9 protein-coding genes are annotated in these 12,360 nt (G+C 67.2%); 3 read left to right on the top strand and 6 right to left on the bottom strand.

Translation table 11 applies throughout. The features are described from left to right. Positions 1–142 precede the first annotated feature (142 nt). Complete coding sequence (ppsA, locus tag IHD13_RS16555) at positions 143–2,515, bottom strand: phosphoenolpyruvate synthase (RefSeq protein WP_195862146.1); 2,373 nt, start codon at positions 2,513–2,515, stop codon at positions 143–145. Positions 2,516–2,726: 211 nt separating this feature from the next. On the opposite strand from ppsA, the gene ppsR reads away from it, so the two are divergent. Beyond that, positions 2,727–3,560, top strand: coding sequence for a posphoenolpyruvate synthetase regulatory kinase/phosphorylase PpsR (ppsR, locus tag IHD13_RS16550; RefSeq protein ID WP_195862145.1), 834 nt, complete (start codon positions 2,727–2,729; stop codon positions 3,558–3,560). Here ppsR and IHD13_RS16545 read toward each other — a convergent pair. From IHD13_RS16545 to IHD13_RS16525, 5 genes are all read right to left on the bottom strand, one after another. Then, a complete protein-coding gene (locus tag IHD13_RS16545) occupies positions 3,557–4,756 on the bottom strand; it encodes a CaiB/BaiF CoA transferase family protein (protein ID WP_195862144.1) in 1,200 nt (399 codons plus the stop codon). The two genes, ppsR and IHD13_RS16545, sit on opposite strands and share 4 nt — an antisense overlap. A gap of 26 nt (positions 4,757–4,782) precedes the next feature. Beyond that, positions 4,783–5,961: an acyl-CoA dehydrogenase gene (locus IHD13_RS16540; RefSeq protein WP_195862143.1), complete on the bottom strand. Its 1,179-nt coding sequence runs from the start codon at positions 5,959–5,961 to the stop codon at positions 4,783–4,785. A 90-nt stretch (positions 5,962–6,051) separates the two neighbouring features. After that, the gene (locus IHD13_RS16535) at positions 6,052–7,404 is read right to left on the bottom strand and encodes an MATE family efflux transporter (protein WP_195862142.1); all 1,353 of its coding nucleotides are present in this window, start codon (positions 7,402–7,404) and stop codon (positions 6,052–6,054) included. Positions 7,405–7,522: 118 nt separating this feature from the next. After that, the gene (locus IHD13_RS16530) at positions 7,523–8,632 is read right to left on the bottom strand and encodes an enoyl-CoA hydratase/isomerase family protein (RefSeq protein ID WP_195862141.1); all 1,110 of its coding nucleotides are present in this window, start codon (positions 8,630–8,632) and stop codon (positions 7,523–7,525) included. 64 nt (positions 8,633–8,696) lie between these two features. Then, on the bottom strand, positions 8,697–9,863 hold the full coding sequence (locus IHD13_RS16525) for an acyl-CoA dehydrogenase family protein (RefSeq protein ID WP_195862140.1): 1,167 nt from the start codon (positions 9,861–9,863) through the stop codon (positions 8,697–8,699). 230 nt (positions 9,864–10,093) lie between these two features. Between IHD13_RS16525 and IHD13_RS16520 the strand changes: the two genes are divergently transcribed. Both IHD13_RS16520 and IHD13_RS16515 read left to right on the top strand, forming a co-directional pair. Continuing rightward, positions 10,094–10,549 carry a MerR family transcriptional regulator gene (locus IHD13_RS16520; protein WP_195862139.1) on the top strand — a complete coding sequence of 152 codons (456 nt, stop codon included), beginning with the start codon at positions 10,094–10,096 and terminating at the stop codon, positions 10,547–10,549. A gap of 88 nt (positions 10,550–10,637) precedes the next feature. Beyond that, positions 10,638–12,323, top strand: a complete 1,686-nt coding sequence (locus tag IHD13_RS16515; protein ID WP_195862138.1) for an AMP-binding protein — start codon at positions 10,638–10,640, stop codon at positions 12,321–12,323. The last annotated feature ends 37 nt before the right edge of the window (positions 12,324–12,360 follow it).

Genomic DNA, 12,360 nt, shown 5'->3' with positions numbered 1-12,360 from the left:
CCTTTTTACAGAAAGGGAAAGACCCACAGCTTGGGGGGAGGGGCCACCCCGGGGAGAAAGGGGCCACCCCGACCGGGAAGGGCCCGGGCGGCCGGGGCCCCCGGGGCCTCTTGGGGTGCCCGACGCATCGGGGCGGTGAGGCTTACTCCAGGGTCTCGCCGGCCAGCATGAACCAGGTCTCGAGCACCGCGTCCGGGTTCAGGGAGACGGAGTCGATGCCCTGCTCCATCAGCCACTTGGCCAGATCCGGGTGGTCGGAGGGGCCCTGGCCACAGATGCCCACGTACTTGCCCTGGGCCTTGCAGGCAGCGATGGCCATGGCCAGCAGCTTCTTCACCGCCGGATTCCGCTCGTCGAAGAGGTGGGCGATGATGCCGGAGTCGCGATCCAGGCCCAGGGTCAGCTGGGTCAGGTCGTTGGAGCCGATGGAGAAGCCATCGAAGTGCTCCAGGAACTCCTCGGCGAGCAGCGCATTGGCCGGCAGCTCGCACATCATGATCACCTTGAGGCCGTTCTCGCCACGCTTCAGGCCGTTGTCGGCGAGCAGTTCGACCACCTGGCGGGCCTCCTCGGGGGTGCGCACGAAGGGCACCATGATCTCCAGGTTATCCAGGCCCATCTCGTCGCGGACCCGCTTCAGCGCCCGGCACTCCAGTTCGAAGCAGGGACGGAAGGCATCCGAGATGTAGCGGGAGGCGCCCCGGAAGCCGAGCATGGGGTTCTCTTCACCGGGCTCGTAGAGCTTGCCGCCGATCAGGTTCTCGTACTCGTTGGACTTGAAGTCGGAGAGGCGCACGATCACCCGGTTGGGATGGAAGGCGGCGGCCAGGGTGCTGATTCCCTCCACCAGCTTGTCCACGTAGAAGCTCACCGGATCATCGTAACCGGCGGTGCGGGCATCGATGGTCTGCTGCAGCTCCAGGGGCAGGGTGTCGTAGTCCAGCAGCGCCTTGGGGTGCACGCCGATCATGCGGTTGATGATGAACTCGAGCCGCGCCAGACCGACCCCGGCATTGGGCAGGCCGGCGAAGCCGAAGGCGCGATCCGGATTGCCCACGTTCATCATGATCTTGAAGGGGATCTCCGGCATGGCGTCGACGCTGGAGGTGCGGCAATCGAAGTCGAGCAGTCCCTCGTAGACGTGGCCGGTGTCACCCTCGGCACAGGAGACGGTGACCTCGCGGCCCTCCGCCAGCACCTCGGTGGCATCGCCGCAGCCCACCACCGCCGGGATACCCAGCTCCCGGGCGATGATCGCCGCGTGACAGGTGCGCCCGCCGCGGTTGGTGACGATGGCCGAGGCACGCTTCATGATCGGTTCCCAGTCCGGGTCGGTCATGTCGGTGACCAGGATGTCGCCCTCCTGGACCTTGTCCATCTCTTCCGGGGAGAGGATCACCTTCACCGCGCCACGACCGATCCGCTGCCCGATGGCGCGACCGGTGACCAGGGTGCGGCCCTTCTCCTTGAGCTGGAAACGCTCCAGCTTGCCGCCCTCCTGCTGGGAGACCACGGTCTCCGGGCGGGCCTGAACGACGTAGAGCTTGCCGTCGTCACCATCCAGGGCCCACTCGATATCCATGGGCCGCTGGTAGTGCTGCTCGATGATCACCGCCTGACGGGCCAGGTCCATCACCTGGTCGTCATTGATGCAGAAGCGGCCGCGCTCGGCGAGCGGCACATCCACGGTGGCCACCGACTTGCCGGCGCTGGCATCCTCGGTGTAGACCATCTTGATCAGCTTGGAGCCCAGGTTGCGACGCAGCACCGCCGGGCGGCCGGCGGCGAGCGTCGGCTTGTGGACATAGAACTCGTCCGGGTTGACGGCGCCCTGCACCACCGTCTCGCCGAGGCCCCAGGAGGCGGTGACGAAGACCGCATCGCGGAAACCGGACTCGGTGTCCAGGGTGAACATCACGCCACTGGCGCCGGTCTCGGAGCGCACCATCTTCTGCACACCGGCGGAGAGGGCCACGTTCTCGTGGGCATAGCCCCGGTGGACCCGGTAGGAGATGGCGCGGTCATTGAACAGCGAGGCGAACACCTCGTGCACGGCGCGCTTGATATTGTCGAAGCCCTCGATATTGAGGAAGGTCTCCTGCTGGCCGGCGAAGGAGGCGTCCGGCAGGTCCTCGGCGGTGGCCGAGGAGCGCACCGCCACCTTGAGGCTGGGGTGCTGGGCGAGCATCTGTTCATAGGCGGCGCGCAGGTGGGTCTCGAAGGTCGGCGGCAGCGGGGTGTCGATCACCCACTGGCGGATCTCGGCGCCGACCCGGGCCAGTTCGGTCACGTCGTCCACGTCCAGGGTCGCCAGGGCGGCGTTGATACGCTCGTTGAGCCCCTCATGAGCGAGAAACTCGCGATAGGCATGGGCGGTGGTAGCGAAGCCGCCGGGCACGCTGACGCCGGCCCCGGCCAGGTTGGAAATCATCTCCCCCAGGGAGGCATTCTTGCCGCCGACGCGTTCGACATCGTCCATGCCGAGTTGATCGAACCACAGAATGTACTCTTCCACGCGACCCCCTTGTTCCTTGCGACGCCCGGATAGCGGGCACCTTGACTAGAGGGCCCCACCCTACCAACGCCGGCCTCCCTTCGCCATTGGTCTAACAGCGAAGTCACTGAAGGTTTTTTACAACAACCGCCCTTTTTCGGCGATTCCTGTAGTTGCCGCCGGCGCCGCGAGCCGGGACAATCGGGTCAACTGTCCGCCATGAGACCCCGACATGCCCCGTACCGCCTTCTTTATCTCCGACGGCACCGGCATCACCGCCGAGACCCTGGGCCGCAGCCTGCTGGCCCAGTTCGAGAACGTCGAGATCCGCATGGTCACCAAGCCCTATATCGACAGTCCCGACAAGGCCCGCTCCCTGGTGGCGGTGATCGAGGCGGCGGCGGTGCGCGATGGCGAGGAGCCCATCGTCATCGACACCATCGTCGATACGGAGATTCGCAGCATCATCAGCACCGCCCCCGGTTTCAAGGTGGACATCTTCTCCACCTTCCTGGCGCCCCTGGAGGAGGAGCTGGCCACCCACTCCACCTACACGGTGGGACGCACCCACGCCATCGGCCATGACGCCGTCTACATGAATCGCATCGATTCGGTGCACTTCGCCCTGGACAACGACGACGGCGCCCGCACCCACCAGTACGACAAGGCCGACGTCATCCTGGTCGGCGTCTCGCGCTGCGGCAAGACCCCCACCTCCCTCTACCTGGCCCTGCAGTTCGGCATTCGTGCCGCCAACTATCCGCTCACCGAGGACGATCAGGACGAGGATGGCACCCTCAAGCTGCCCCGCTCCCTGGCCCCCCATCGCCACAAGCTGTTCGGCCTGACCATCGACCCGCGGCGCCTGTCGGCGATCCGCAGCGAGCGGCGTCCCAACAGTCGCTACTGCTCCATCGACCAGTGCACCCAGGAGGTCCAGCAGGCCGAGGCCCTCTACCGGCAGATGCATATCCCCTATATCGACACCACCCGCTTCTCCATCGAGGAGATCTCCACCCGGATGATCGCCGAGACCGGCTTGCAGCGGCGCTTCTCGCCTCGTTAACGGATTACCCCCTCGCGGCGCAGCCGGGTGATCTGCTCCGGTGCGAGCCCCAGCTCGGCGAGCAACGCCTCGCTGTGCTCGCCGAGGGCCGGGGGCGGCGCCTCGGCGGTGGCCGAGCGCCCGTCGAAGAACAGCGGACAGGCCACCTGGGGCACCTCGCCACCGTCGCGCTCGAAGCGACGCAGCAGGCCCCGGTGGCGCACCTGGGGATCGGCGAAGGCCTGGCTCAGGGTATTGATGGGCCCGGCGGGAATGGCGTGGGCCTCGAAGTCGGCCAACCAGGCGTCCCGGGGGCGCCCCTCGAGGAGCTCGGCGATGGCCGGTACCAGTCGCTCCCGGTGAACGACCCGGGCCGCATTGGTGGCGAAGCGCGCGTCTTCCGCCCACTCATGCCGCCCCAGCAGGCGCGCCAGCCGCGCAAACTGGGTGTCGTTGCCCACGGTCAACACCAGGTGACCATCGGCGCAGGCGAAGGCCTGGTAAGGCACGATATTCGGGTGGGCATTGCCGTGACGCCGAGGATCCTGGCCGCCGACCAGGGCGTTGAGGGCCTGGTTGGCCAGGGTCGCCACCTGCACATCGAGCAGGGCCACGTCGATATGCCGCCCCACGCCGGTGCGGCCGCGCTCGTCCAGGGCCGCCAGCACCCCCACCGCCGCATAGAGCCCGGTCATCACGTCGGTGATCGCCACCCCGGTCTTCATCGGCATGCCGTCGAGCTCGCCGGTGAGGCTCATCAGCCCCCCCAGGGCCTGGATCATGAAGTCGTAGCCGGCGCGGCGGGCGTAGGGGCCATCCTGGCCGAAGCCGGTGATGGAGCAGCCAATCAAGCCCGGGTTGAGCGCCTGGAGGCTGGCATAGTCGAGGCCATAGGCGGCCAGGCCCCCGACCTTGAAGTTCTCCAGCAGGATATCGGCGCGCCCGGCCAGCTCGCGCACCAGGGCCTGGCCCTCGGGGCGTGAGAGGTCGAGGGCCAGGGACTGCTTGCCGCGATTGGCGCAGAGGTAGTAGGCGGCCTCCCGGGGACCGGCCCCCTCCAGCCAGGGCGGCCCCCAGCCACGGGTGTCGTCGCCATGCTCGGGATGTTCGACCTTGATCACCCGGGCACCGAGATCCGCCAGCAGCTGACCGGCCCAGGGGCCGGCCAACACCCGCGACAGATCCAGCACCAGGCGTCCTTCCAGGGGAGCGGCCATGGGCGTTCTCCTTGCCGGGATGGGAATCAGCAGAAGGCCTGCAGGCCGGTCTGGGCGCGCCCCAGGATCAACGCATGGACATCGTGGGTGCCCTCGTAGGTATTGACCGCCTCCAGGTTCATCATATGGCGGATGACATGGTACTCGTCGCTGATGCCGTTGCCGCCATGCATGTCCCGGGCGGTCCGTGCGATCTCCAGGGCCTTGCCGCAGTTGTTGCGCTTGATCAGCGAGATCGCCTCCGGCACCAGCTGACCGGCGTCGATCATCCGCCCCACCCGCAGCGCCGCCTGCAGGCCGAGGGCGATCTCGGTCTGCATATCGGCAAGCTTCTTCTGGATCAGCTGATTGGCGGCCAAGGGACGTCCGAACTGCCGGCGCTCCAGGGTATAGTCCCGGGCCGCATGCCAGCACGCCTCGGCGGCCCCCATGGCCCCCCAAGCGATGCCAAAGCGGGCCCGGTTGAGGCAGGAGAAGGGCCCCCTGAGGCCGGTGACACCGGGCAGGCGCTGATCATCCGAGACCACCACGTCCTGCAGGGCGATCTGGCCGGTGACGGAGGCCCGCAGGCTGAACTTTCCCTCGATCTTGGGCGCCGAGAGGCCCGGCATGCCCTTGTCGAGGATAAAGCCGCGGATGACCCCCTCGTCGTCCTTGGCCCAAACCACGAAGACATCGGCGATGGGCGCGTTGGTGATCCAGGTCTTGGTGCCACTCAGCACCCAGTCGTCGCCCTGGCGCCTGGCCCGGGTAGTCATGCCACCGGGGTCGGAGCCGTGGTCGGGTTCGGTGAGCCCGAAGCAGCCCACCCAGTCGCCACTGGCCAGCCTGGGCAGGTACTTCTCGCGCTGGGCCTCGCTGCCGAAGGCGTGGATGGGGTACATCACCAGGCTCGACTGCACGCTCATGGCGCTGCGGTAACCGGAGTCGACCCGCTCCACCTCCCGGGCGATCAGGCCATAGCTGACGTAGTTCATGCCGGCGCAGCCGTAGCCCTCGATGGTGGCGCCGAGCAGGCCCAGCTCGCCCATCTCGCTGATGATCTCGCGGTGAAAGATCTCGTGGCGATTGGCCTCCAGGACCCGGGGCAGCAGCTTCTCCTGGCAGTAGTCGTGAGCGGTCTGCTGGACCATCCGTTCCTCGCCATCCAGTTGATCGACAAGGCGGAAGGGGTCGTCCCAGGTCACGGGGGTCGTCTGGCTCATGATGATCTCCACACAAGAGTAAAATATCGACATTCCATATCAATGTAGATCACTCTCGCGCCGGTCACCAGCCCAAATGGCCCTCGCCTCTCAACGCCAGGACTCTCCCCCATGCCGCCGTCGCCAGATGCGACACAGCCGCCACCAGGCGATCAGCCCGATGGCCAGGTTGGCGACCAGCATGCCGGTGAAGATACCGACGGGACCGGCCAACTGGCCGCCCAGCCAGGCCAGGGGCACGAAGAGCCCGAAGAGGCGTATCAGGGAGAGGCCCATGGCGGCCCGGGGCCGGTGCATGGCATTCAACGAAGAGACACTGAGGATCACCACGCCCTGGGCACCCAACCCCAGGGGCACCAGCCACAGGAAGGTACGCAGGACCTCCCCCACCGCCGGCTCGTCGGCATAGCCGCCGGTCAGCCAGGGCGCCACGAGCTGCAGCAGGCCCCAGACCAGCAGTTGCCAGGCCAGCACGAAGACGAAGCAGCCACGGATCGCCCGCCAGGCCCGCCCGGGCTGCTCGGCCCCCAGGTTCTGGCTGACCAGCGGCGAGAGGGTCATGGAGAGCGCCAGCACGACGATCTGAGCGATGGCATCGACCCGGGTACCGACGCCGAAGGCGGCCACGGCATGATGGCCCTGGTCGGCGACGATGCGCGTTACCAGCGCCATGGCCAGGGGCGTGAAGAGGCTGGTGATGGCGGCCGGGACGGCGATCCGCCCCAGGGCCCGCCAGGACTCCCACACCCGGGAGAGTCCCAGGTCACGCAGTGACAGGCACCGCCGCAGGGGAGGATAGGCGAGCAACCCCAGGGTCATGGCCCCCCAGCTCAGCAGACTGGCCAGGGCCGCGCCGGCCACCCCCAGGGCGGGAAAGGGGCCGATGCCGAAAATCAGCAGGTAGTCGAGCAAGGCATTGAGCAGCGCCGCCAGGGCCATCGCCACGCCCTGGGCCAGGGTGTTGCCCTGGGCCCGCAGAACGCTGTTGATCACCCGAGGCACGATCAGCAGGGCCGCCCCCCAGTACCAGACGCCCATATAGGCGTGGATATACGGCATCAGGGCGGCATCGGCTCCGAGCGTCCCGAACAGCACCTCGATGCTGGGCAGCCCCCACAGGGTCACCAGGCCCCCGGCCAGGGCGGCCAGCAGGATGGCATCGGTGCCACGCCGGGCCACCAGGGCTCGCTCGCCACGCCCCATCAGCCGTCCCACCACCGCCGAGGTACCGATGCCCAGCCCGATGGCCAGGCTGACCACGGCAAAGCTCACCGGGAAGGTAAAGGCCACCGCCGCCAGGGGCTCGGTGCCCAATCGGGCGATAAACCAGGCGTCGACCAGGTTGAAGGTAAGCATGGCCAGCATGCCGCCGATCACCGGCAGGGTCTGGCGAATCAGGGTGGCAGCCAGGGGGGCCTGGAGCAGGGCATTGGAGGGGGACATGGGGCCTCGCGGTCAACGATTAGGCCGCGAATTGTGCCCCCTTCCCCCGCCGGGAGGCAAAACGGGACGCCGGGCAGAACCCGGCGTCCCGATCCAAGGACACGCTTGGGTGTCGAGCCTAGAGATCCCGCAACGGATGGCTCTCCTCGGACCACAGGGGGCGCAGCAGGGCCTCGACCTCCGCCGCGGGCACCCGATCGAGGCCGGCATGGGACCAGCGCGGGGTCTTGTCCTTGTCGATCAGCAGGGCACGCACCCCCTCCCCCAGGTCGCCCTCCACGCAGCAGCGCACCGATAGCGTGAGCTCCTCGCGCAATGCCTGGGCCAGGCTGCCGTGGCGATGGCGCTGGATCATCGTCCAGGCCAGGTGAGCACTGAGCGGACAGCCCTCGGCCAGGCGCTGGCGGTTGGCGGCCAGCCAGGAATCGTCGCTCGGGTCCGCGAGGATGCGTGCCGCTGCCTCGGTCAGGCTGCCCCGGGCGGTCAGCGACTGCAGATGATCGAAGTGGGGCCATAGCTGAGCCGCTGGCGCCTGCCCACGGGCCTCGAAGCGATCGAGCACCGCATCCACCACGGCGGCAGGCGCATCGGCGGCGAAGTCCGCCTCGCCGAGGGCCGCCAGCAGGGCCTCCCGGGCCTCCCGGGGCACCAGGCGATCCGCCAGCCCCAGGTCGAGGGCATCGCGGGCATTGAGCTGGGCCCCGGTCAGCCCCAGGTAGGCGCCGATGCCCGGCGCCATGCGTCCGAGGAACCAGCTGGCGCCGATATCCGGGTAGAGGCCGATGGTGATCTCCGGCATGGCGATGCGGGTGGTCTCGGTGGCCAGGCGGTGGGAGGCGCCGGCCATCAGCCCCAGGCCACCGCCCATGACGATGCCGTTGCCCCACACCACGACCGGCTTGGGGTAGGCATGGATACGATAATCCAGGCGATACTCGGCGCTGAAGTAGTCACTGGTAAAGGCGGTGGCCGCCTCCGCACCCTCGCCGATGGCCCGGTAGAGGGCGACGATATCGCCGCCGGCACAGAACGCCTTGTCGCCGGCCCCCTCCAGCCAGACCGCCGCCACATCATCGGCCTCGGCCCAGGCCGAGAGACGCTGGTCCAGGGCCTCGATCATCGCCCGGGACAGGGCATTCAGGGCCCGTGGCGCATTGAGCCGCGCCACCCCCAGCCGTCGCCCGCCGCGCAGCGGGACCTCCTCGAAAATTACCACCTCGTCGCTCATCTTCCCTCCTCGCTGGATTCGTTGGCCATCAGGGCACCATCGTATCGGATTTCCCGGTGACGATTTACGCCAGGGACTCGACCACCCCGTCGGCCAGCAGCCGCCGGGCAATGATCACCCGCATGATCTCGTTGGTGCCCTCGAGAATCTGATGCACCCGGGTGTCGCGTACCAGCCGCTCCAGGGGATACTCCTTGATATAGCCATAGCCGCCATGCAGCTGCAGCGCCTCGTTGCACACCGAAAACCCCATGTCGGTGGCGTGACGCTTGGCCATGGCGCAGTAGGCCGTCGCTTCGGGGTCGCCGTGATCGAGCCGCCAGGCCGCATGCCGCACCATCAGCCGCGCCGCGGTGAGTTCGGTGGCCATGTCGGCGAGCTTGAACTGCAGGGCCTGGAAGGCGCTCAGGGGACGACCGAACTGCTGGCGATCCCCCAGGTAATCGCGAGCCAGGGTCAGGGCCTGCTGGGCGGCCCCCAGGGAGCAGCTGGCGATATTCAGGCGACCGCCGTCGAGGCCCTTCATGGCGAACTTGAAACCCTCGCCCTCCTCGCCCAGGCGATGGGTGGCCGGGACCCGCACCCCATCGAAGCTGACCAGCCGGGTGGGCTGGCTCTTCCAGCCCATCTTCTCCTCGTTCTTGCCATACTCGATGCCGGCGGCATCCGCCGGCACGGCGAAGGCGGAGACCCCGGCGGCACCGCTGTCCGGACCGCCGGTGCGGGCCATCACGACCAGCAGGTCGGTGGCCCCGGCCCCAGAAATGAACATCTTGGAGCCGGTGAGCACATAGTCATCGCCGTCGCGAACCGCCTTGGTGCGCAGGCTGGCCGCATCGGAGCCGCTGCCCGGCTCGGTGAGGCAGTAGGAAGCCAGTGCCTCGCCGCTTACCAGGCGCGGCAGCCAGGCCTCCTGGAGGCTGGCGCCGCCCCAGTTGGCGACCATCCAGGTGGCCATGTTGTGAATGGTCAGGTAGGCGGTGGTGGAGATACAGCCGGTGGCCAGCTGCTCGAAGATCAGCGAGGCATCCAGTCGCGATAGCCCAAGCCCCCCCGCCGCTTCCGGGGTATAGATGGCCAGGAAGCCCGCCTCGCCGGCGCGCTTGATCACCTCCACCGGGAAGTGGGAGCGCGCGTCCCAGTCGGTGGCGTGGTCGACCAGCTCGGCACGGGCGAAGTCCGCCGCGGCCTGCTGCAGGGCCCGTTGATCCTCGGTAAGGGAAAAGTCCATGCCTTCACTCCTCGTTAATGGATGGCGCCGGGGGCCATGATTCCCTCGTGCGGCTAAAAACCAACCTAGCACTTGCTAGGTTTTTTTGACATCCCCCGAGCCTACACCCAAAGTCGATCATTCAGCACTTTACGTTAACGTAAACATGGCGCTAGTCTTTGGAAAGCAAGGACGGGATGCGAGATCATAGGCGACACACCGCCAAACCGTCTGACTACAGGATGACAACGATGTCGAAGCCCCGCCAGGAGGCCACGCCTTCCGCCAGCGCGACCACCCCCCTCAGACACCACCGACGCACCTACTCCATCGGTGAGCTGTCGCGGCTGTTCGAGGTGACGCCCCGCACCATCCGCTTCTACGAGCAGGAGGGGCTGCTGGCCCCGGAGCGGCGCGGCCAGACCCGTATCTACCACGAGAAGGATCGGGTTCGCCTCAAGCTGACCCTGAGGGGCAAGCGCCTCGGCTTTACCCTGGCGGAGATTCGCGAGGTCATCGAGCTCTACGACGCCATGCCGGATGGCAATACGCGTCAGTTGCAGCGCATGCTGGAGATCCTCAGTGCCAAGCGGGCCGAGATGCAGGCGCGCCTGGAGGATATCCGCCTGATGCAGCAGGAGCTCGACGAAGTGGAGAGCCGTTGCCGCAGCGTCCTCGAGCAGCTGGATCGCCACGACGTCACCTGAGTCGGCCCCGCTCCCGTCATGGACACCCGGCGGCGTCCTCGGCGTCGCCTTCGCAACAATAACAAGCCTTATCCATCAAGGAGCCAGCATGACGCCTCAGCCTGCCAGCTATGTCAGTGGAATCAGCGATACGCCCCTCAAGGGCCAGACCATCGGCGACTGCTTCGACACCACCGCGGCTCGCTTCCCGGATCGGGAGGCCCTGATCAGCCGACACCAGGGCATACGCTATCGTTGGCGGGAACTTCAGGCCGCGGTCAACCGGACCGCCCGCGCCCTGCTGGCGCTTGGCGTCGCCAAGGGCGACCGGGTGGGGATCTGGTCCCCCAACTGCGCCGAGTGGACCCTGACCCAGTTCGCCACCGCCAAGATCGGCGCCATCCTGGTCAATATCAATCCCAGCTACCGCACCCATGAACTGGAGTACGCCCTCAAGCAGTCGGGCACCTCGACACTGATCCTGCAGGGGGCCTTCAAGAGCTCGGACTATGTGGCGACCCTGGCAGAGCTGGTGCCGGAATTGCAGGCTAGTGATCCCGCCTCGCTGCAGAGCGCCCGGCTCCCCGAGCTCAAGCGGGTGATCTGCCTGGACACCGAGCGCACCCTGCCCGGCATGCTCAGCTGGCAGGCCCTCCAGGGCAAGGCCGAGGCGGTGGGCGAGGCGCGCCTGGCCGAGGTGCAGGCAAGCCTGCAGTTCGACGAGCCGATCAATATCCAGTACACCTCCGGGACCACCGGGGCCCCCAAGGGAGCCACCCTCTCCCACCACAATATCCTCAACAATGGCTTCTTCGTCGCCCGCACCATGAAGCTGAGCGAGGCCGATCGGATGGTGATCCCGGTGCCCCTCTACCACTGCTTCGGCATGGTGATGGGCAACCTGGGCTGCGTCACCCATGGCGCCACCATGATCTACCCCGGCGATGGCTTCGACCCGGAGAGTACCCTGAGCGCCGTGGCCGAGGAGCGCGCCACCGCCCTCTACGGGGTACCCACCATGTTTATCGCCGAACTGGAGCACCCCGACTTCGCCGGCTTCGACCTCTCCAGCCTGCGCACCGGCATCATGGCCGGCTCCATCTGCCCCATCGAGGTGATGCGCAAGGTGATCGACAAGATGCACATGGAGGAGGTCACCATCTGCTACGGCATGACCGAGACCAGCCCGGTCAGCTTCCAGACCCGTACCGACGCCCCCCTGGAGAAGCGCGTCACCACCGTGGGCACCATTCATCCCCACCTGGAGGTGAAGCTGGTCGACCCGGAGACCGGCGCCGTGGTGCCCCTGGGCACCACCGGCGAGCTCTGTACCCGTGGCTACAGCGTGATGCTCGGCTACTGGAACAACGAGGCGGCCACCGCCAAGGCCATCGATGACGCCGGCTGGATGCATACCGGCGACCTGGCGAGCATGGACGATGAGGGCTATGTGGCCATCGTCGGACGCATCAAGGACATGATCATCCGCGGCGGCGAGAACATCTATCCCCGGGAGATCGAGGACTTCCTCTACACCCACCCGGCCATCTCCGATGTGCAGGTGATCGGCGTGCCCGACGAGAAGTACGGCGAGGAAGTGATGGCCTGGGTCAAGCTCAGCGACGGCGAGCACCTCGACGAGGCGGGCCTCAAGGCCTTCTGCCAGGGCCAGATCGCCCACTACAAGGTTCCGCGCTACGTGAAGTTCGTCGATGAGTTTCCGATGACCGTCACCGGCAAGATCCAGAAATTCAAGATGCGCGAGGAAGCCACCCACGAACTGGGACTTGCCTAAGCCGGAAGCTGAATAGCAGCCTAAATAACACCGCCTC

The sequence above is a fragment of the Halomonas sp. 328 genome (assembly GCF_015645095.1).
In the GTDB taxonomy this organism is placed as follows: Bacteria; Pseudomonadota; Gammaproteobacteria; order Pseudomonadales; family Halomonadaceae; genus Bisbaumannia.
The sequence above is the reverse complement of the archived record's forward strand: the minus strand, read 5'-3'. Positions and strand labels throughout refer to the sequence as shown.

What these genes read in the sequence shown, in the direction of transcription:
- ppsR (WP_195862145.1), top strand. Translation starts at nt 2,727, where the DNA reads ATGCCCCGTACCGCCTTCTTTATCTCCGACGGCACCGGCATCACCGCC.
- IHD13_RS16545 (WP_195862144.1), bottom strand. Translation starts at nt 4,756, where the DNA reads ATGGCCGCTCCCCTGGAAGGACGCCTGGTGCTGGATCTGTCGCGGGTG.
- IHD13_RS16540 (WP_195862143.1), bottom strand. Translation starts at nt 5,961, where the DNA reads ATGAGCCAGACGACCCCCGTGACCTGGGACGACCCCTTCCGCCTTGTC.
- IHD13_RS16535 (WP_195862142.1), bottom strand. Translation starts at nt 7,404, where the DNA reads ATGTCCCCCTCCAATGCCCTGCTCCAGGCCCCCCTGGCTGCCACCCTG.
- IHD13_RS16530 (WP_195862141.1), bottom strand. Translation starts at nt 8,632, where the DNA reads ATGAGCGACGAGGTGGTAATTTTCGAGGAGGTCCCGCTGCGCGGCGGG.
- IHD13_RS16525 (WP_195862140.1), bottom strand. Translation starts at nt 9,863, where the DNA reads ATGGACTTTTCCCTTACCGAGGATCAACGGGCCCTGCAGCAGGCCGCG.
- IHD13_RS16520 (WP_195862139.1), top strand. Translation starts at nt 10,094, where the DNA reads ATGTCGAAGCCCCGCCAGGAGGCCACGCCTTCCGCCAGCGCGACCACC.
- IHD13_RS16515 (WP_195862138.1), top strand. Translation starts at nt 10,638, where the DNA reads ATGACGCCTCAGCCTGCCAGCTATGTCAGTGGAATCAGCGATACGCCC.